Source organism: Nonomuraea sp. NPDC050786 (genome assembly GCF_040654115.1).
Lineage (GTDB): Bacteria > Actinomycetota > Actinomycetes > Streptosporangiales > Streptosporangiaceae > Nonomuraea.
This window is the reverse complement of record NZ_JBFAHJ010000011.1, coordinates 157,316-176,018: the sequence shown is the minus strand read 5'-3', so window position 1 is coordinate 176,018 and position 18,703 is coordinate 157,316. Positions and strand designations below refer to the sequence as shown.

Sequence of the window (18,703 nt, the reverse complement as noted above, 5' to 3'; positions counted from 1 at the left end):
CCTAACGCGCGGCCGGGGTGGCCGCCCACGCCAGCGTGCGCACCGGCCGCAGCCGCGCGCCGCGCCGCTGCTTGGCCGTCGCCGAGCCCGATCCCACCCACAGCGCAGTCCCTCCACCGGCCGCCGCCCGCAGAGCCGCCTCGTGGATCAGGATGTTGAAATAGACGGCGTACTCGCGGATCTCCGGTCGGTCGTAGTCGCAACCCCAGCAGCGGCTGCGCCATTCGATTCCGGCCTCCCACAGGGCGTTGAAGGCGATCGGCGCCGTGCCGAGATAGGCGACCAAGGCCCGCACCGTGTCGCCCATCGTGTGTCGGATCGCGTCCAGAAACCGCCACTCGTTCATCGGGTTCGTCGACACGCCGTACTTGGCGTTGACCTGATGGAGCAGCGGTGCCAATCGGCGGACCAATGGTCTGTCGAGAAGCTCCTCGCGGACCTCGATCGGCGATTCCAGAAACAGGCGCCGTTCACGGCGAACGTGTGCCCGCCGTGCCGTCGGCAACGTCATCACGTAGCGGTCGAACGAACCGGCGGTCAGCTCAAGGACCGCCTCGGAGTCCTCCGCGTACGCGGCCGGCGGGGCGTACGCAGCCGCCTCCGCCTGCCACCCGACCGCCCTGGGCAGGCAGACGAAGTCCGGTTTGTATTCTGCGGCGAGCCCGCACGCAGCCTTGAACAAGATGGAGGCGACCTTCGGCACGTCAGGGCGGATCGCCATCGTGTTGGCCGCCAGCCCATCGGAGCCGATCAGGACTCCGCGCTGCCAATCCGCAGCCGGACCCGCCGCGCCCAAAGCCTCTTGTGGCGTCCAGCCCGCGTAGTGGCGGCCGAGCGCCGGATACACGGGGAGTACGCCGAGCACACCACGACGGTCAAGAACCAGCACATACCGCGACGGCACCCCAGCGCTCTGCCAGACATACTCCAACCTGAACAGCTCACGGAGCCGCCCTTCGGGAAGCGCCTGCGACAACCCTTGGCGACTGAACTTGGCCAGTGCGTCGGCGCTGTTCAGTACCGTGCGCGTGAGGCTGCCGGCGCCAGGCGCGGTGGGCGTCATGCTTCATAAGGTACTGATGTCCTCTTCCGCTCGCGGGTGGTAACACCGTAGACCGCCGTGCCGAGTTTTGGTGACAGGCACATACAACCGCGCCGTCGTATCGTTCATGGCGCCAAATCCGATTGGTGGATCCGCATGATTATCAGGCCGTGCGGTGATGTGCCTGTTGCAATGAGATTAGTGAACAGGTTGGCAGATTCCTGCCAACCTGGAGCCTTGCGTGGCCGGCCGCCTCAGCCTGGACCAATTGACCAGAATCTACGTCCACGAGCACCCCGGTTGCCGATATCTGACCTGCCGTGTGGCACGCCACCGGCCCTACGGCCTGGCAGACCGTGTTCCACTTCCACCTTCACCTGCTTCCCCGCTACACCGCCGGGGATCTCAGGCAGGCATGGAGGCATCGGGAACTGCCGCTGTCGTCGCTGTCGCCACTGGCCGATCACATCAGAACCGCCGCGGCGTCCTGAAAGCGCGTCGCTTGGGCGCCGTCCCTCTGGTTTGCCCCACGCGGACAGCGCAGGGGATGACAGTTGGAACCAGCGACGACTTCGTTTCGAGCGGGGACCTTGCGCTGCGGAAATCATTGAGTTGAGTACGGTTGGAGCACGTGCCGAGCGCTGCGACCGTCATCTATAGATGGTGCCGGTGGCTGGAGCGCGGGATCCATTCACGGGGAGCCTGTCAATAAAGTAATCGAAATAGGGTGGCCGTGCTCGGTGCGTGCTCGTACGCCCCGTCACACGCCGTCAGGACCCGGTACTGCCGGACTTCTAATCCGACGGTCGCAGGTTCGAATCCTGCAGGGCGCGCTTCTTCACCAGCGGAAACACCAGCCGCATCCACCTACCGCGGTGGCGTGAGATAGAGCTGCAGCAAAGCTGAGTCACGCGCTGAGCTTTCGCCCCGGCGCGGACGCGGCGTTCAGCACCAGCTGGGCCGTCTCTTGGGCAGCTTGGTGGGCGGCCTCTGGCAGCACTGAGACTTAGGTGTCGGCGGTGAGCACGATGCCGGCGCGCCCGAGCATCGCCTGCACCTTCAGATCGGTGTACGCAGCCAGCGCCAGCGTGGCGGCGCCATGTCGCAGATCGTGCAGCCGGCCGGGGGCGGCGACCAGGCGGCATCATCACGGCGAGGATGCGGCGCGCACCGGTGAGCCGGTTCTGTGGCCGGTACCGACAGAGCGGAACGGCGTCACCTTTGGGAAGGGTTCGGGACGGGAGTGTGTTGAGGCGAGGATGCCGGGTGGGCCGAAGAATGTTCATCGCCGGTCGTGGAATCCGGCTGACGTGAGTGGTTCGGGACACGATGACGACGGGGTGGGTCACGCTTCACCCCAGGAGGGATGGGAGCTGATGAGCCTGCGCCAGTTCGAGTACGCCCTGGCGGTCGCGGCGGAGGGCTCGGTGACGGCGGCGGCGGAGTTGTTGCAAGTCGCCCAGCCGTCGATGTCCCAGCAGATCCGCAACCTGGAGCGTGACCTCGGCGTGACGCTGTTCGCCCGGACGTCAGCCGGACTGGTGCCCACCGCGGTCGGCCGGGCGTTCCTGAAGGAGGCGGAGGTCGCGGTGAACGCGGCTCGGCGGGCGCGGGCAACGGCGCGGGCCGGCGCGGATGACCTGGTGGGGGAGCTGGTCGTCGCGGCGCAGCTGGGCTTCGGCACCCGGCAGCTGCCGGGCGCGCTGAGCGTGCTGCGGCGCCGCTTCCCGCGGCTGGAGGTCACCGTCTTCGAGGAGTCGAGCTCCGCTGAGCTGGATCGGCTGTGCCGCAGGGGCGCGCTGGGCCTTGCCCTGATGGCCGCGTGCGAGCGGAGCCCCGCGGACGCCCACCGCCTCGGCGAGGAGGAGTTCGTCGTGGTGCTGGGCGCCGGGCACCGGCAGCTCGCCGCGGACAGGGTCGAGCTGCGCGGGCTGGAAGGGGAGCCGTGGGTCAGGTTCGACCGCGACAGTGCACTGGACGGCGTGCTGCTGGAGGTGTCGCGGAACAACGGGCTGACCCCGGCCACGGTCGCCCGCGTGTCCCAGACGGCGACAGCCGTTCGGTGGGCCGCCCACGGCCTGGGAGTGACGCTCGTCCCGGCCTCCGCGGTGCCCCGCGGTTATGAGCACCTCGCGCGTCCGGTGTTCCCGGCTGTGTCCCAGCCTGTCATCGCCGTGGTCCGGTCCGACGCGGGCCCGGCGGCGACCGCTCTGCTGGAGCTGCTGCGTCAGGAGACCTGGGACAGCTCCGCCTCCTTTCGCCGGTCAGGCACTGAGGCCGGTGAGCTGCACGATGAGATTGCCGCAGCGAACGCCGCCGAACAGCTCCTGCTGTGATCGCTTTATCTGGAATCTGGACGATCTACCTTGGTCGTCCATGGTGAGATCATCTGGGACAAGTTCCCCCTGGTCGCCGGGCAGGAGCAGGCACGGCGGTGGCCGTACGCCGGCAGTTCACGGCCAACATCGGACGCGCCCCGAACACGGTCACGGCGTACGGCCGGGCCCTTGAGGATCATCTGCGGTTCTGCGCCTTGGTCGGCGCCGATCCGCTGACGATACGGGCCGACGTGATCGCCGCATGGATCGGCGACTTGCACGAACGGCCGAAGCCTCGTACCGCCAAGCTCGTGCGCCTCGATTCGGGTACAGGGTTGGCCAACGCCACGATTCAGCAGTACGTGATCGCAGTCCGATCGTTTTACGAGTTTCTCGTCGAAGGCGGGCTGCGCGAGCGCACCCAGTGCGCCGCGGCCAGTTCGGACGGCGGGGCCGTCGCCCCCGGCAGGGCCTGGTGCGCCGAGTGGAGAACGCGCCATGGGTCCCCCATGAATGGGATTGGCAGAAGATCCTCCGGGCCACCGGTGCCGAGCCGCTACGCAACCGGCTCATGCTCGCCCTGGCTTACGACGGTGCGCTGCGCCGTGAGGAACTGGTCCACCTGGAGGTCGGCGACTTCGAGCCCGCCTACTGTCTGATCCACCTGCGGGCGGAGACCACCAAATCCAAGCGCGCCCGGGAGGTCAGTTCCGGCACCGCCACCTCCCGGCTGTTCATGGCCTACCTGGCCGAGCGTCGCCGGTTGGTCGGCCGTATGGCCGGGCGGCTGCTGATCGGCGTGTCGCGACGCAACCGGGGCGCACCGCTGGGGGCGGCGAGCTGGTCGAAGATCGTGTCGGGCATCGCCGACCGGGCCGGCGTCTCGCGGCTGTCCACGCACACCTTCCGGCATCTGCGATTGACCGATCTGGCGCGGGCAGAGTGGACGATCGATCAAATCGCTCAGTACGCCGGCCACAAAGACCTGTCCACGACGCTTCGTTACATCCATCTCAGTGGCCGTGAACTGGCCGCCAAGCTGCACCGGGAGCCCAACACCCGAGGAACTCGGCTCCCAACCAGCGTTCATCCCGCTGACCGCCTTGCACAGCAGCCTACGAAGGAACACACCATGCTCAGAAGGGAGCAGTTGCCTGGATTACCGCCTCGCGCGCGGAGGCTCCCTGCCAGTCAGCGTCCGAGCTGGACGCTGATCTGCGAGCCGAACTCTCGGAAACCCAGTGCTCGCGCGACTCGTCGCGACGGCTCCGGACGCGCCCTCCACTGCGGCACGAGCCGATTCCTCAACGCATCTGCGACCGCCGCCGAAGCCACCAGACGAGCCAGGCCGCGGTCACGATATTCAGGAGCGGTCAAGACGGACAGATGCGCCGCCGTATTCAGCCATGGCCGATATCCAGCAGCGGCCACCACATCCTGGCCCATGCGGACGACGAAGGCCGTGGAGTCGATCTCCTCCAACCCACTCTCATCCGCATCCTGTTTCGCTACCGAGGCCACCAGTCCGCGAACCTCATGGTGATCCGTCGGCAGGCTTTCGACCTCAATGTCGGCATGGGCAGCAGCAAAGTTCTCAGCATCGAGATATGCCAGCGCTGCAGGGCCCAGGACATCGACGGCGGGCAGGTCCGTGGGGAGCCGAGTAAGATCAACATCTGCGTCGATTCCTCCGACGCAGTGGAGCAGCGCGGCCTGCAACGGCTCGATCAGGTCAGGATCGGGCACGGTGGCCAGGATCGCCCCGTCCAAGGCGACGATGCCCGTCCATCCCGGCGGACACAACCACGACTCAGCCGAGACCAGGACGCTCACACTTCCACGCATGGGAAACGTGGCAGGGACACGAGCCAAGCTCGCCCACATCTCACGTGCCCGATCCAGAGAACTCCGCAGCATTCGTCGATGATCCCCCGCGGGGCCGCCGCGGACCAATCCATTTATGCCCCGAGGGCTGCTCCCAACTGCTCGACTGCCCACCGGGGGGCGCAACTCCTCAACGGTCGTTACCTCATATTCGCAATAACGTGCCCGTTCCAATGAGCGTTCGAGGATGGTGTGAGGGAAAGGTGATCCGGCCCGCGGTGTGCCATGAGGGGTAGTGGCCGGGCATGCGGCCGGTCAGAGTTGGGTGACCCCGCCGTCCACGGCGAGCTCGACGCCCGCGGTGTACGTCGCGTCGAAGGCGAGGAACGCGGCCGCGGTGGCGATCTCGTCGAGGGTGCCGAAACGCCGCATGGGATTGTCCGCGACGCGCTCCGCCTTGAACTGCTCGGCGTCCTCCTTGGTCATGGAGCGTTCCAGAATCCCCGTGTCGATGGGACCAGGACTGATCGCGTTGACGCGAATCCTGCGCGGAAGCAGCTCGCGGGAGAAGCTGCGGGCCAGCGAGCGCACCGCCGCCTTGCCGGCCGCGTAGACGCTGGTGTCCAGCATGCCGACGGCGCCGGCGACCGAGGTGGTGAGGACGACGCCGGCACCCGTGTTCAGCAGCGGGGCGAGCTTCTGCACGGTGAAGAAGGCGCCCTTGACGTTGATCGCGAACAGCTCGTCGTACATCTCCTCAGTCGTCGACTCGAAAGGCGTCAGGAGCGTGATGCCCGCGTTGACGAACAGGGCGTCGATCGTGCCGAGCTCGGCTTTCACCCGGCCTGCCAGGGCGTCCAGGTCGGACAGTGAGGAAACGTCGCCGCGGAAGGCCACCACGTTCTCGCCCAACTGCTCCCGTGCGGCGTCGAGCGTGGCCTGAGAACGGCCGGTGATCACCACGCGGGCTCCGCCGTCCGCCAGGAACTTCGCGATCGCGAACCCGATGCCCCTGCTGCCACCGGTGACCACTACATTCTTGTCGCTGTATTTTTCCATGCCATTATTCCTTCCTTGTTTGATGTAGAAGTGTGCCGTCGAATTTCCCTTCGGTGTCAGTTCCTGGGGTATTCGCCGCCGTCCACGGAGAAATAGGTCCCGGTGAGCCAGCTCGCCCGGTCGGACACGAGGAACAGCACCGCGTTGGCGATGTCGTCAGGCCGGCCGTCGCGCCCGAGCGGGGGTGCGGCGGTCGCGCCCGATCCCGCGTTGTCGCTCGCCCACCGCCTCCGCGTCTCCTTGCCGCCGGGCGTGGCGGTCCTGCCGGGGCCCAGGGCGTTGACCCGGACTCCGAACGGGGCCAGCTCCGCGGCCAGGGCCCGGCTGTAGCTCTCCAGCCCCGCCTTCGCCGCCTGGTAGTGCGCGAACGCAGGCACCGGCGGGAGGAGCGCGGCCGTGGAGATGTGCACGATCGCCCCCGATCTCCGTTCCCGCATCCCCGGTGCCAGCAGCGAGTTCAGCCGCACCGCCGCCAGGAGGTTCAGCTCCAGCGTGTCCTGCCAGTCCTCGGCGGGGATCGTCATGGCGCTGCCGCCCGCGTTGGCCCGCGCACCACCCGCGTTGTGGACCAGGATGTCCACCCCGCCGAGCGTCTCCTGCACGGCCGTGGCCAGCGCCTCCGTCCCGGCCTGTGTCCGGATGTCGGCCGTCACGAAGGCGGCTCCCTCCGGCGCCGGGTACGTGGTCGACCTGGCGGTGGCCAAGACCTCGACGCCCGCGTCCAGGAACTGGCGTACGACGGCCGCTCCGATCCCGCGGGAACCACCTGTGACCAGGGCTCGCTTTCCTTTAAGCTCTCGCGGCTCAGCTGCGTTTTCGACCGTGGTCATGCTGTCATTCCTTTCGATTGTTTGCTCATTCGCTCGGCGCGGGCACAGCGCGAAGCTCTCGAGCAATCGCGGTGTGCGTCTCGTCGACCCGATTCACGGTATGTCCGGAAAAGAACGAGAGGCAAAGATGAAATATCAGCAGCCGCCATAGGGAATTCCTATGGGCGTCGCGGCTGCCGATGCCGCGAGGCCTGCTGTCGCCACAGTGTTCGCCCTGCCTGGGCCGGGGCTGCCCGGCTGGTGACGTCGGCGGTCGGGCCGTATGCTGCACGCTCTGACGCGACGCGTGGTATTCGGGCCAGAGGCCGTCGTGGCGGCGGCTCGTTTGAGCACCCTCTGACCGAACAAACCGGCAATCGTGGGCGGAAGTGTTGTCATGGCAGACCCTCTACGCGACGGAGACCCGGCCCAGGTCGGCCTGTACCGCTTCGAAATCCATCGCGTCGGGCTTGAGCCGGGAGTTTTCCGGAGTGGCTACGCGGCTCGGTGATACTCGTTGATCAATCCGCAGAGCACCTTCCGACGTTCGATCCGCCCCTCCAGCGGCAGGACGTCCGATCATCACGATCGGGTGGTCGCTGCGAGCGGGACCGGTGTGGCCGATGCCCGTTGTAGTGGTCGACATTGCGCCTGCCGAAAATTACATCCATGCAGGTCAAGCGGCATGGTGTTCGTTCCGCAGGAGGCAGCGGTCGAGAAGCTCGTGACGGCATGACTGCACCCACCGCTCCATGATCGAGTTCGTCCGTAGTATCCGGATACCGGTGAGTACCGTCTTGATGCCGGCCTCGGTGAGGCCCGTTCAAAGTGACGGTTCAGACGAGCTTTCAAAGAATCTGCCAGTGACCGTCACCTTCGGCCTGTCCATACCACCCCTGCCGCTACCGGCCGGCCAGGTCTACGAATGGATATTCGACATTGGTGAGACCGAGGTGGCTGCGGTGCAGTTCGCGGTGCGATCACAAGACGTAATGGTCTCCGATGAGCCCCACAGCGGCGAGCCCGAGTGACGGACAGGTTGCCATCCTCCACTCGACCGTCAAGGCAGAACACTGGGCTTGATCCGGTTTGACGGACATCCGAGATCAGGGGCTTGTTCCCTGCCCCAGGTAGGGGTGAGGTAGCGGTGGATGTGGCCCTCGTAGGAGCGGGTCGAATCGTTTCGACGACGGGCTGTGCGCCGGCCGAATTGCATCCATGTAGGTCGAGCGGCATGTGAGTACTCGTGGACGCTCCCGTCGACAAGAGCGTCGTTGGCGCGCTGAAATCGCCTCGCGGGGCTGAGCCGGCAATGACGATGGGCGCGGTCTGGTAGCCGCGCCCATCGTGAGCCTCGCGTGGTGATCAAGTGTGCGGTGTGATCACGTCTCGTCGTGTCGGGATGTGGATCCCGTTACTCTGGGCTTTCCTACGGCTGGTCTCCGGCCTTGTCCACGACCTGGGCCACCATCCGTGCGCTCCACACCAGAGGAGTGCCCGCCTTGACCGTGCGGGTCGCGCCGCCAGGAAGGTCGAAGGTGCGATCGGCGACGCTCTCGCCGTACGTCCCCAAGAACTGGTAGTCCTGCGCACTCACAATGATCTCGTTGCGTTCCCAGGTTCCCGTGTACTCGAACGCGACCCCGTGGCGGCCTGCCGCGTCGATCGCGTCCTGCTTGACCGTGACGCCCTGGATCATGGGCAACGCCCGGAACAGCGCGGCCCGCACGTCGGCGACCAGCGGCTGCTCGCCCAGCAACTGGGAGATCGTCCGGAAGATCCGCTCCTGCCTGGTCGCGTCGGCGTCGCCGAACTCCGTCACGGGAGTCGCGTCGACGCTCGCCCCGATCCTGGTGATCATTTCCTCGGGTGTGACCGGCGCCTTGGCCAGGTCCGCACCCGTGACGCCGGGGCCGTACTCCTCCGTGACGAGCTTGCCGCGTCCGTCGTCCAGCGCCATCTGCTTGCCGTCCAAGCTGTGCCACGTCTCAAGAGTCATGCGCCTGTCGCGATCCACCTCGGGCTCCGGCTCCTTGCGGAGCGGAGCGATCGTCTGCTTCACGTACAGCCAGCGGCCCGGCGACGGCGTGATCTCGTACGGGTCGGTCTCGGCGCTCCTGGCCGCCTTGTCGCCCAGTTCCCGAACGCTGGCGACCGGGGCGGTGGCAGGTCGTTCACTGCCGCGTACTGTGATGATGCCCGCACCGACGGCCAGCGCGACCGCCGCCGCCAGCACCAGGCGCCAGGCCAGGCGCGGCGCGCGCCGCCTCGGCGGGGGCATTGGCGCGGGCACCGGCGCGGGCATCGGCGGCGTGGGGGCCGGCTCACGCATGGCCTCCAGCAACCGGGTCCGCGCCGCCTCCTTCGACTCGCCGGTGATCGCCGGGGTGGCGTCGAGGAACCGTCCGAATTCGTCCATCATGCGTCCTCTCTCATGTGACTGACGGTGCCGAGAGCGGCCCGCGCCTGCTTGCGGGCCCGATGCAGGCGCGAGCGCACGGTCCCGATCGGGACGCCGAGCGCCTGCGCCACCTCGTCGTAGGCCATCTCTCCCAACGCCACCAGCAGCAGCACGTCGCGATCGCCGCTGGCCAGGCCCGTCAGCACCCCCGCCAACCGGCGGTCCTCGGCCTGCGCGGCCACGCGGCCGACCACCGCGTCGGCCATGGGCTCAGGCAGCGGCTCCACACCGGTACGCGCCAGCGCCCGCAGGAACCGCTCCTCGTCGCGTCGCTGCCTCGCGATGAGGTTGGTCGCGATGCCGTACAGCCACGGTCTGGCCAGCGGCTGCGCGTGGTCGTAGGAGGCGCGGGAGCGGAAGGCCTTCAGGAACGTCTCGGCCACGATGTCGTCGGCGGCCTGCACGCCGAGCCGCCGTGCGACATAGCGGTGGATCTGCTCGACGTACCGGTCGAACACACCGGCGAACTGCTCCGGGTCGTCGATGGACCGGCGGATGAGCTCGGCGTCGTCCGCCTCCACCATCTCCTCCGGTGGGGTTCGTGTCATGCCTGCTGTTTCCCGACGGGACGGATCGAGTTCTCGACGGTCACGGGCGTGAACCCGCCTGGGGCCTGCGGGCAACAACAGGCGGGCAATCTTCCCGTGCCCGAGAGGCTCACGATGACCTTACGCAATGCGCTCATGGCCGCCCTGCTGGCGGGGGCAGCCGTCGCCGCACCGGCGCACGCGTCCGCCGACGCCGGCCCGTCCAGCAGTGTGACGTGGATCATCGGTGACCGCTCCTCTGATCGCCCAGTCGGCGCGCATGCCCGCGGCCATTCGCGAGGCACGCCGACTGGCCGGCGGCGGGATGACCACGCTGCGCGTGCGGAAGGAGAGCGCGGGCCAGGCGTGGAAAGACCTCACCAGCGGCGCCCGCGCCCTGGGCACGGGGGACACGAAACTCTGGCTGGACGGCCGCCGCTCCTTCGACCTCGACCAGAGCGTCAAGCAGATCGGGGCGACCACGACCTGGGAGTTCGGCCTGACCGGCAAGGGCGTCACCGTGGCCGTACTCGACTCGGGCTACGACCCCGATCACCCGGATCTGAAGAAGGCGGTGGCCTACGAACGCAACTTCAGCGAGGACCCGACATCCGCGACACTCTCGGCCACGGCACCCACGTCGCCTCGACCGTCGCCGGAGCCGGGGAGAAATACCGGGGCGTCGCGCCCGACGCCGGGCTGGCCATCGGCAAGGTCGGCGGCGTGGACGGCATCGCCGACTCCGCTGTGCTGGCCGGTAGTGGCCCTACCGGGCGACCTGTGGGCCGCCTTCCCCTGGAACGGCCCGGAGGAGCGGCTGGTCACCAGAACCCTCACCTATGCCAACATCGCGGACACCCCGGCCACCCTCGACCTGGCCGCTGAGGGGGAGACGCCCAAGCTGTCCACCGAACGGCTGGAGGTGCCCGCGAAAGGCGAGGCGTCGCTCACCGTCACCATCGACGCCCGCCGCAAGGCGCCGGGCGACTACCCCGGCATCATCACCGCCAGGTCCTGCCAGAGCGTGATCCGCACGTCGGCCGGCGCGTACGTGGAGCCGGAGTCGTACGACCTCACCGTGAGCCTCATCGGCAGGGACGGCAGGCCCGGCCATCTGTACGTCGAGCTGTACGACCCGAAGACCGGCGTCGTCCACGAACTCGCCATCCAGGACGGCGTCGGCAGGGCGCGCCTGCCCGTGGGCGAGTGGGACGTCTACGCCGACTTCAGCGAGCGGGCGTACGGCAGGACCGTCGCGCACACGGCGGTCCGCATCGCCGATGGCGACCGGCAGGTGGCCGTGGACGCCCGCAAGGGCAATCCGGTACGCATCATGCTGGACGATCCGAGCGCGGCCCCCCGGCGCGGCCACGAGCTGAACCTGTCACACGGCGCCTGGGGCATGGCCAGCTGGTCGAGCGAGGACCCCAACACCAGGCTCTTCATCGTCCGGATTCGTCTCGCTGAGGGCTACTGCCGACGGCACGTCCGGCAGCGCCCTGACCCAGACAAGCATCCGCGCCTACGCCGTCGGCCAGGGCTGACCTCGCAGGCCCGGCGGGGGTCGTGCTTCCCTCGCCGACCTCCCGTCTCAGCATCCATACAGGCGCATCGCCTGCTGACCTGCGCACGAGTCTTGCCATTCTTTGCCATCTGTCCTGCCTCCACCCTCACGGCGTGCGACGACCACGTGGTGAGCGCGCAGGTGCGCCTGAGGCCGTACGGAGGAGGCAGGGACGGGTTTCGCTCTGCGCGAAGCCGGCGGAACTCGACAGCGCTGCCTACCTATGGTGTGGAGTATGGCCTCCTCCATCCCGCAGCCATCTTCCATCTCGCCGCTACGTCGAGCGATCGATCGGACCGCCCTCAAGCCCTCTCCGGCTCGCGAGCCGCTGTGGCGGCAGGTGCTCGGTGAGTGTCTGAGGGACCTCCGTCAACAGCGGGGCGAGAAGTTGAGTGAGACGGCGGGTCGCGCCGGAGTCTCGCCGCAATATCTCTCCGAGATGGAGCGAGGCGTCAAAGAGCCGTCGAGTGAAATGATCGCCGCGGTCGCCGGCGCGCTGGATGTGACCCTGGTCGATCTGACCCTTGCTGTCGCAGAGAGTTTGCGGTCTGCTCAGCCCAGCGGGTCGAGGGATGCTGTCTGCTCGGCGGCGTATGCTCTGGCCGCGTAGCGGCTTACCGCGTGGTTCTCGGGCCTATGAGTGCTCCTCGATGATCTGATCGAGGAGCCCGTACTCCAAGGCCGCGGTCGCGGTGAACACGCGATCGTGATCGGTGTCGGCGCGTAGGGTCTCGATCGTCTGGCCGGTGTGCCGTGACAGGATGCGCTCGATGTCTGCCCTGACTCGTACGACCTCGTCGGCCTGCAAGATGAGGTCGGGGATCGTTCCGCGTCCCTGAGCGGCTGGTTGGTGCAGGATCACGCGTGCGTGGGGGAGAGCGGCACGTTTCCCCTCGGCACCCGCGGCGAGAAGGACGGCACCGACCGCGACGGCTTGTCCGACGCAGGTTGTCGAAACCCGCGGGCGGATATGGCGCATGGTGTCGTATATCGCGAGCATCGCACTCGGGTCCCCGCCTTCGCAGTTGATATAGAACTGTATTTCGGCATCGGGGTTGTCCGACTCCAGAAAAATCAGCTGCGCGATGAGCGCGTTCGCGACGCCCGCGTCGATCGCGGTGCCCAGATAAATGATTCGCTCGGTGAGCAGGTGCGAGTAGACATCCATGATCCGCTCGCCACGGGAACTCTGCGCGATGACGTTCGGTATCGTATAGGTGGTCACTTGCCGACTCCTTCGGTGATGCCGAATCCGGGCCGCGGGCGATTGTGCGGCGCGACTTCGTCGAAGGTCTGCACGATCGCATCTATGAAACCGTAGTCGAGCGCCTCTTGCGCTGTGTACCAACGATCGTGCAGAGAATCCTCGAATATGCGCTCGACGGGCTGGCCCGTGTCCTCGGCGATAAGGCCGAGCACCGTGTCGCGAGTATGCCGCAGGTCGCCGGCCTGCAGTTCGATGTCGACCGCGGTGCCACCGATTCCCGCCGAGCCCTGGTGCATCAGGACGCGTGCGTGCGGCAGGGCGCGGCGCTTGCCTCGGGCCCCCGACGACAGCAGGAATTGCCCGGCGCTGTAAGCGATGCCCAGCACGAGGGTCGATACGTCACAGGGAATGAGGCGCATGATGTCGCGAATCGCCAGCATCGAGGGGACCGAGCCGCCCGGGGAGTGAATCCACAATGCGATATCGGTCGACGCGTCCTGGGTGGCGAGTGCTATCAGTTGCGTGGCCAGCAGTGTCCCGTTGTCGTCGTCGAGAGGGCCGTCGAGAACGAGAACACGCTGCTCGTAAAGCTCGCGCCTCATCCGCTGGTTGAACAGAGGAAGTTCCGATTCTTTGCTCATGCGTCCATCATGTGAGGCGATTCGAATCGGCGTCGACACGATCCGCCTGCGGCAGATCTGCTCTGAGCAGCGTGCCGGGCCGAAGCGTTCTCATGTGGTGAGACCAGGTAACAGAAGGCGGATGGCTGCGGAAGTGGTTGATGGCGGCAGCGATGTCAATGCAGCCGATCAGACGGGTCAGGCCTACAGTCAGGTTGCGGCCGTAACCAGGCCGGATCTACGGCAGTTGCTCCGACGGAAGCTTCGATGGGGTCCTCTTCCGGACGATGGACGTCGCGCAGGGAGCGCAGAGGTCGGCCGCCGACCACGGTTATGACCCAGGGACACGTGCCGCCCGGCGGCTACGTCACGCCTTGCGGGGTTGCCGGGTCTGCGTCCCGGTGGAGTTGCTCGACCGGGACGGCCCGTTGCCGATCGCCGCTAAGGTCGGCAAGAGCCTGTTGGAGGACGTCGACATAGGTTGCGCGCGCCGCGGTGACGACTTCGCGGCCGCGATCAGTGATCTGTGTGTAGACCCCGCGCCGGTCGGTCGCGTCATGGCCTTGCAGGGCTCAGCACGGCGTGACGCGATTTCCTGCCACTAGGAGAGGGACCAAGTGCGGCATGATGATCGGCGGTGCTCCTTCGCCTGGCTGTAGAAGTCCGGAACTCGATTTCAGTCCGCTAGGTCTCATCAGGGATGCGGTAGTAGCTGCGGCTCGCCGTCCACCAGTCGCGGTCGGCGAAGCGGCCTGTGATGCGGCCCATCATGCAGAACATGAGGTGCGCATCTCGTCTGTAGTCGCGCTTCGTGCCGAGCTCCAGCCCTGCGGCGTAGGGTCGGTAGTCGGCGAGCTCCATGTCTCCGCCCTCCTCGTACGGCGGCGTGACTTCGCCGAGCTGCTCTCCGTCGTAGTTCAGGTACAGGGGTTCGAGCCCCTCGCCTACCTCCCCCGCGAAGTAAAGCTCGAAGACGCGCCGCTTGCCCAGGTTGAGGATCGCGGGGTGAGACGAGTACAGGTTGAAGGCGAAAGCGTGCGTCCAACCGGGCGAGTGCGGGCCCATCCAGACGCCTTTCGCATCCGGATCCACGGCTTCCTCGTCCAGGGTTTTCAGGTCGCACTCCCGGCGCGAAACCGGATCGACTCTGAGCAGCCGGGCCAGTTCCTCCCGGTCGTCGCCCTCGATCCAGAGGGCGTGGAATCCAAGCTCGAGCCAGTGCCCGTACTCGACCAGCAGGTCCCACTGGTTGTGCGCGGGAAACGCCGGCTCCGTGTCAGTCATTCTCTGCGTCCTCATGTCGAAAGAGGGGGTGCAGGGCTGCGCTCGACAGCCCCGCACCCCGACGTGTCAATCCACGATCTTCACCCAGAACGGGCTGTCACACACCCTGACGGTGTTGACGGGGTCGTACGTGAGCAGCCGGTAGTAGCCGTAGAACGACTTGAGCGCGGCTCCGTGCAGCAGGTTGTGCTCCTTGCGGACGCCTTCCTACGCACCCTCATCGACGCCGAACCGGCCGTTCGCGACGAGTCCAACGCCCGCACCCGGATGAAGGCCGCCGCGTTCCGGTCATCAAGACCATCAAGGAGTTCGACGTCGCCGCGTCCTCGATCCCGCGAGCGACGTTCGACTACCTGGCCTCGCTGGAACGGGTCCGCGCGGCGGAGAAGTGACTGCGCGGTCGGCCCCGTCGGCACGGGCAAGAGCCACAGCCTCATCGCGCTCGGCGTCGCCGCCGTCCAGGCCGGTCACAAGGCCCGCTACTTCACCGCCGCCGAGCTGGTCGAGACCCTCTATCGAGGCCTGGCCGACAACTCCGTCGGCCGCGTGATCGAGAACCTGCTCCGCGCTGACCTGGTCATCATCGACGAAGCCGGCTTCGCCCCGCTGGATGACACCGGCGCCCAACTGCTCTTCCGGTTCGTCGCCACCGCCTACGAACGCCGCGCCCTCGGCATCGGCTCGCACTGGCCCTTCGACCAATGGGGACGGTTCCTGCCCGAGCACACCACCGCCGTCCGCCTGCTCGACCGACTCCTGCACCACAGCAATGGCCGCCCCAGGTGGTCTCAGGCCGGGACCAACTGCCATTGCTGGTTGGCGCCGCCGTTGGCGGTCCACTGCACGACCTGGGCACCGTCGGAGGTCGACGCGCCATACACGTCTGCCAACAGCCCGCTGCCATAGCTGACGATCGTGTAATAGCCGTCGCCGGTGGACCGCAGGTACCACAGCTGGTTGGCGCCGCCGTTGGCGGTCCACTGCTGTAGTTGCAGCCCTTCGGTCGTACTGCCGCCGTTGACGTCGAGGACCTTGCCGGTGGGGACGTAGCGCAGGGTGTACGCACCGCCCTGACCGCTGGTGACGGTCCACGCGGCGGAGCCGGACTGCTGTACGGCCTTGGCGCCGTCGGCGGAAGAGCCGCCGGCCACGGCGAGCGGCTTGCCGCTGTTGCGGTTGACGATACGGTAGGCCGCGCCCGACACCGGGCCGCCCGAACCGGACCCGAGATTGACGTACTCGACCGCGTCGGTGAACGTCGTGGCACCCGACTTGGTGGTCGTCAGCATCAGGTACACCCGTGAGCCGCCGGCAGGTGTGGTGAAGGTGATCGGCTGGGTGACCCGTGAGCCGAGCGGGATGTTCAGTGTGGTCTGCCCTGACGCGATCACGGTGCCCTCGGGCCGGTCAAGCCGCGCCGACCAGGAGAATCCGACTGAGGTGTTGCGGAGGTCGTCGTTGAAGACGGTGATGTCGCGGGTCACGGAGGTGTTGTGGGGGTAGGTGTTCACGGCCTGCGGCAGCGGGAAGGTGCCGTTGGCGTCGGAGATCCCGGACGCCGACCAGTAGGGCATGTCGATCGCGGCGACCGGGTTGAACGCGGCTTGGACGCGCTGGATCTGGGGGTTGCTCCAGGGATCGGGCAGGTTGTCCGCGCCGTAGACGGCGCGGCCGCCCTCCTCCGGTACGAAGTCCGTGGTACGCACGCCGGGCGCGACACTGGCCCACGCGGACAGCAGCGTGTACGGGCGCAGGTCGGCGGCGTCCTTGGCACGCTTGGCGGCCGTCGCCGTGGCGAACCACATGAAGCCCTGCTTGGTGTTGCACTTGTTCCAGATGTACTCGCCCTCGCCGTCGGGTCGGCCGGTGACGGGCGCCACCCGCTCGCCGTACTGTCCGACGCCGTCGAGGTAGTGCGAGAAGACCGCGAAGTTGGAGTACCTCATGTTCGGGTACCTGCTGGGTGACTCGGCGCCGGGCGCGGCGTCGAGGCTGACCGGACGGGTGCCGTCGTTGCCGTTCATCGCCGCGTAGAGATCCTGCTCGAACTGCTCGGAGTCATTGCCGAAGGTCGGTTCGTTGGCCTGGCTCCAGCGGATGACGGCGGGATGATTGCGGTCCCGCAACGTGAGTGCGCGGGCGTGAGCGACCATGTGGTCGTGCCCTGCGACGAAGTCCTGGGCGCTGCCGCGGATGCCGGTCTCATCGATGATCATCAGGCCCATCTCGTCGGCCACGTCGAGCATGTACGGGCTGGCCGGCTCCTGGTGGATGCGCACCACGTTGTAGTTGAGCCGCTGGTAGTTGTCCACGGCCTGCGGCCAGCCGCCGTTGCTCGCCGAAGGCGGGAGGAAGCCGGGCAGGGTGTCGTAAGCGTCGCCCTTGCCGCCGTTGTCGACCCGGTCGTAGTCCGCACCCTGCAGGTTGTCACCGCGGAAGTTCACCCGGACGCCGTTGATGTAGTAGTACTCGCCGTTCTGTGTGGTCTCCCGGAACCCGAACCGGTACGTCGCGTCACTCGTCCGGCCGTCGTCGGTCGCCGCGCGAACCTTGAGACGGTGAAGCTGCGCTCGATACCCCGATCGGTATGGGACGTTCGGCCACCAGTACGAGGTGCTGCCGAGGTCCCACGGGAGGGAATCGACCGTGACCTTGGCCGTCGACCGCGCCCCCACGGTCACGGTGCGGGCCGTCGGCACCGGGTAACTGAACGTCCCGCCGCCGTCCGACGAGAGCTCGCCGGTCACCGTCACCGATCGAGCGCTGCTCGAGGTGTTGGTCACCCAGACGTCGTAGCCGAGGGTCTGATTCGCTACCGACGTGCGGATGAACGTGTCACTGACGTACACGGCCGGATACACCCGCAGGAACGCGGAGCGGAAGATGCCCTGCGGGACCGCCTCGGACCAGTCAGCGGCCACCGGCACGATGTACTTGCCGTTCGCCGGGTTCTTCAGCGCGCCGCGGCCCTTCACGTCAACGGTGATCGTATGAGTGGTGCCCGGGGCGGCGTAGGCGCTGATGTCGAACTTCGACGGGGTGAAGGCCGTGGTCTGCGTCGCGACCACCCGGCCGTCCACCGACAAGGTCGCCTGGTGGTTGACGGCGCCGAACTCGATCCACGTCGACTGGGGCTGCCCTGAGTCCGGCACCGTCACCGTACGCGAGTACACCGCCTGGGACACATCGGTGAAACCCTGCTTGTACCAGCCACCTCCGGGCACCTTGATCGACGTCGTCGACCGGCCCGCCGGGGTGAAGCTCCACGTCCCGGCGAGATCAACCGAGGCGATCGCGGCATTGCCCGCGGTGAAGCCGTCGATGTCCCCAGCGGCGGCGGCAACCGTCGCGGTGGACTCCGACGGCGCAGACTGCTGTGCCACCGCAGCCGGCTGAGTCCCGACCATCGCGGCCAGGAATACCGCCATCACAGCCGGCCACCTGCTCACCGGACGTCCAGGACGGGAGGAGGGATCGCTCCGCTTCATGGGTAATCCTTTCGGGTGAAGCCACTGGCGGCTGTTCAGGCCGTCGCCGTTCGTCCGTGACAACCGACGGCTTGATGGGGGCACGCTGTCTCCTGGAAAGGGGAGAGTCGTATCGATTCGACGGCATGGCCGGACATCAGACGTACGCCCCGGGATCTTTGCTGTCAAGGCTCACGGTTCCGCAGAGATGGGATCACTTCGGCCATGCGGTTCCACTAGCGTCATTCCACGTCGGGCAACTCCGACGTCATGTAATTTTCAGCCCGCGTCAGATGCCTCTTACATAGGAGGTGTCAGCGGTTTCGAGATCGGGAACCGGAAGCGCATGCGGCAGGAATATCCCAACTGCGTCGGACATCTCTAGCAAATCGATTCGATGTCAGCGGGCAGTGGGGCTTGGTTGAACGCGTGGGACTCGGCCTGCTGCTGCGGAGGCCGGTGTCCGAACCGCCGCCGGGAGGGAACGGGGCAGCGCGCATGCGGTCGAGCATCCTGGATTG

The 18,703-nt window shown here is 67.3% G+C and carries 17 protein-coding genes and 1 pseudogene; 8 read left to right on the top strand and 10 right to left on the bottom strand.

Annotation, left to right across the window (positions count from 1 at the left end; genetic code table 11):
- Position 1: 1 nt before the first annotated feature.
- A complete protein-coding gene (locus AB0H84_RS22095; RefSeq protein ID WP_357606988.1) occupies positions 2-1,063 on the bottom strand; it encodes a hypothetical protein in 1,062 nt (353 codons plus the stop codon).
- 1,355 nt (positions 1,064-2,418) lie between these two features.
- On the opposite strand from AB0H84_RS22095, the gene AB0H84_RS22090 reads away from it, so the two are divergent.
- The 3 genes and pseudogenes from AB0H84_RS22090 to AB0H84_RS22080 all read left to right on the top strand — a co-directional run.
- Complete coding sequence (locus AB0H84_RS22090) at positions 2,419-3,378, top strand: LysR family transcriptional regulator (RefSeq protein ID WP_357606985.1); 960 nt, start codon at positions 2,419-2,421, stop codon at positions 3,376-3,378.
- A gap of 98 nt (positions 3,379-3,476) precedes the next feature.
- Positions 3,477-4,019 carry a site-specific integrase gene (locus AB0H84_RS22085; RefSeq protein WP_357606982.1) on the top strand — a complete coding sequence of 181 codons (543 nt, stop codon included), beginning with the start codon at positions 3,477-3,479 and terminating at the stop codon, positions 4,017-4,019.
- A pseudogene (locus AB0H84_RS22080) lies at positions 3,932-4,318 on the top strand (site-specific integrase); the annotation flags it as partial. The gene AB0H84_RS22085 and the pseudogene AB0H84_RS22080, both read left to right, overlap by 88 nt.
- Before the next feature lie 233 nt (positions 4,319-4,551).
- On the opposite strand, the gene AB0H84_RS22075 reads toward AB0H84_RS22080, so the two are convergent.
- From AB0H84_RS22075 to AB0H84_RS22065, 3 genes are all read right to left on the bottom strand, one after another.
- A complete protein-coding gene (locus AB0H84_RS22075) occupies positions 4,552-5,193 on the bottom strand; it encodes a GNAT family N-acetyltransferase (protein ID WP_357606979.1) in 642 nt (213 codons plus the stop codon).
- Between the two features lie 306 nt (positions 5,194-5,499).
- Entirely contained in the window at positions 5,500-6,243 is a 744-nt protein-coding gene (locus AB0H84_RS22070) for an SDR family oxidoreductase (protein WP_357606976.1), read from the bottom strand.
- 56 nt (positions 6,244-6,299) lie between these two features.
- The gene (locus AB0H84_RS22065) at positions 6,300-7,073 is read right to left on the bottom strand and encodes an oxidoreductase (protein ID WP_357606973.1); all 774 of its coding nucleotides are present in this window, start codon (positions 7,071-7,073) and stop codon (positions 6,300-6,302) included.
- A 731-nt stretch (positions 7,074-7,804) separates the two neighbouring features.
- On the opposite strand from AB0H84_RS22065, the gene AB0H84_RS22060 reads away from it, so the two are divergent.
- Positions 7,805-8,083: a hypothetical protein gene (locus tag AB0H84_RS22060; RefSeq protein WP_357606970.1), complete on the top strand. Its 279-nt coding sequence runs from the start codon at positions 7,805-7,807 to the stop codon at positions 8,081-8,083.
- A 398-nt stretch (positions 8,084-8,481) separates the two neighbouring features.
- Here the strand turns inward: AB0H84_RS22060 and AB0H84_RS22055 are convergent, their stop codons facing one another.
- On the bottom strand, positions 8,482-9,474 hold the full coding sequence (locus AB0H84_RS22055; protein WP_357606967.1) for a CU044_5270 family protein: 993 nt from the start codon (positions 9,472-9,474) through the stop codon (positions 8,482-8,484).
- The gene (locus tag AB0H84_RS22050; RefSeq protein ID WP_357606964.1) at positions 9,471-10,061 is read right to left on the bottom strand and encodes an RNA polymerase sigma factor; all 591 of its coding nucleotides are present in this window, start codon (positions 10,059-10,061) and stop codon (positions 9,471-9,473) included. The genes AB0H84_RS22055 and AB0H84_RS22050 overlap by 4 nt, the downstream gene beginning before the upstream one ends.
- A gap of 114 nt (positions 10,062-10,175) precedes the next feature.
- Between AB0H84_RS22050 and AB0H84_RS22045 the strand changes: the two genes are divergently transcribed.
- Positions 10,176-10,925 carry a S8 family serine peptidase gene (locus AB0H84_RS22045; protein WP_357606961.1) on the top strand — a complete coding sequence of 250 codons (750 nt, stop codon included), beginning with the start codon at positions 10,176-10,178 and terminating at the stop codon, positions 10,923-10,925.
- A gap of 902 nt (positions 10,926-11,827) precedes the next feature.
- Entirely contained in the window at positions 11,828-12,214 is a 387-nt protein-coding gene (locus AB0H84_RS22040; protein WP_357606959.1) for a helix-turn-helix transcriptional regulator, read from the top strand.
- A 24-nt stretch (positions 12,215-12,238) separates the two neighbouring features.
- Here AB0H84_RS22040 and AB0H84_RS22035 read toward each other — a convergent pair whose 3' ends face one another.
- Together AB0H84_RS22035 and AB0H84_RS22030 are read right to left on the bottom strand one after the other, a co-directional pair.
- On the bottom strand, positions 12,239-12,829 hold the full coding sequence (locus tag AB0H84_RS22035; protein ID WP_357606956.1) for an ATP-dependent Clp protease proteolytic subunit: 591 nt from the start codon (positions 12,827-12,829) through the stop codon (positions 12,239-12,241).
- Positions 12,826-13,452, bottom strand: coding sequence for an ATP-dependent Clp protease proteolytic subunit (locus tag AB0H84_RS22030; RefSeq protein ID WP_357606953.1), 627 nt, complete (start codon positions 13,450-13,452; stop codon positions 12,826-12,828). The genes AB0H84_RS22035 and AB0H84_RS22030 overlap by 4 nt, the downstream gene beginning before the upstream one ends.
- 380 nt (positions 13,453-13,832) lie before the next feature.
- On the opposite strand from AB0H84_RS22030, the gene AB0H84_RS22025 reads away from it, so the two are divergent.
- The gene (locus AB0H84_RS22025; protein ID WP_357606950.1) at positions 13,833-14,036 is read left to right on the top strand and encodes a hypothetical protein; all 204 of its coding nucleotides are present in this window, start codon (positions 13,833-13,835) and stop codon (positions 14,034-14,036) included.
- Positions 14,037-14,115: 79 nt separating this feature from the next.
- Here AB0H84_RS22025 and AB0H84_RS22020 read toward each other — a convergent pair whose 3' ends face one another.
- On the bottom strand, positions 14,116-14,715 hold the full coding sequence (locus AB0H84_RS22020) for a hypothetical protein (protein ID WP_357606947.1): 600 nt from the start codon (positions 14,713-14,715) through the stop codon (positions 14,116-14,118).
- Between the two features lie 174 nt (positions 14,716-14,889).
- Between AB0H84_RS22020 and AB0H84_RS22015 the strand changes: the two genes are divergently transcribed.
- Positions 14,890-15,621 (top strand): ATP-binding protein, encoded by a 732-nt coding sequence (locus AB0H84_RS22015; RefSeq protein WP_357606944.1) that lies wholly within the window; start codon positions 14,890-14,892, stop codon positions 15,619-15,621.
- Here AB0H84_RS22015 and AB0H84_RS22010 read toward each other — a convergent pair.
- Complete coding sequence (locus AB0H84_RS22010) at positions 15,504-18,143, bottom strand: RICIN domain-containing protein (protein ID WP_357607169.1); 2,640 nt, start codon at positions 18,141-18,143, stop codon at positions 15,504-15,506. The two genes, AB0H84_RS22015 and AB0H84_RS22010, sit on opposite strands and share 118 nt — an antisense overlap.
- Positions 18,144-18,703: the final 560 nt, after the last annotated feature.

Coding starts and splice junctions, on each gene's coding strand:
- AB0H84_RS22095 (WP_357606988.1), bottom strand. CDS start 1,063: ATGACGCCCACCGCGCCTGGCGCCGGCAGCCTCACGCGCACGGTACTG.
- AB0H84_RS22090 (WP_357606985.1), top strand. CDS start 2,419: ATGAGCCTGCGCCAGTTCGAGTACGCCCTGGCGGTCGCGGCGGAGGGC.
- AB0H84_RS22070 (WP_357606976.1), bottom strand. CDS start 6,243: ATGGAAAAATACAGCGACAAGAATGTAGTGGTCACCGGTGGCAGCAGG.
- AB0H84_RS22065 (WP_357606973.1), bottom strand. CDS start 7,073: ATGACCACGGTCGAAAACGCAGCTGAGCCGCGAGAGCTTAAAGGAAAG.
- AB0H84_RS22060 (WP_357606970.1), top strand. CDS start 7,805: ATGATCGAGTTCGTCCGTAGTATCCGGATACCGGTGAGTACCGTCTTG.
- AB0H84_RS22055 (WP_357606967.1), bottom strand. CDS start 9,474: ATGATGGACGAATTCGGACGGTTCCTCGACGCCACCCCGGCGATCACC.
- AB0H84_RS22050 (WP_357606964.1), bottom strand. CDS start 10,061: ATGACACGAACCCCACCGGAGGAGATGGTGGAGGCGGACGACGCCGAG.
- AB0H84_RS22045 (WP_357606961.1), top strand. CDS start 10,176: ATGACCTTACGCAATGCGCTCATGGCCGCCCTGCTGGCGGGGGCAGCC.
- AB0H84_RS22040 (WP_357606959.1), top strand. CDS start 11,828: ATGGTGTGGAGTATGGCCTCCTCCATCCCGCAGCCATCTTCCATCTCG.
- AB0H84_RS22030 (WP_357606953.1), bottom strand. CDS start 13,452: ATGAGCAAAGAATCGGAACTTCCTCTGTTCAACCAGCGGATGAGGCGC.
- AB0H84_RS22020 (WP_357606947.1), bottom strand. CDS start 14,715: ATGACTGACACGGAGCCGGCGTTTCCCGCGCACAACCAGTGGGACCTG.
- AB0H84_RS22010 (WP_357607169.1), bottom strand. CDS start 18,143: ATGGCGGTATTCCTGGCCGCGATGGTCGGGACTCAGCCGGCTGCGGTG.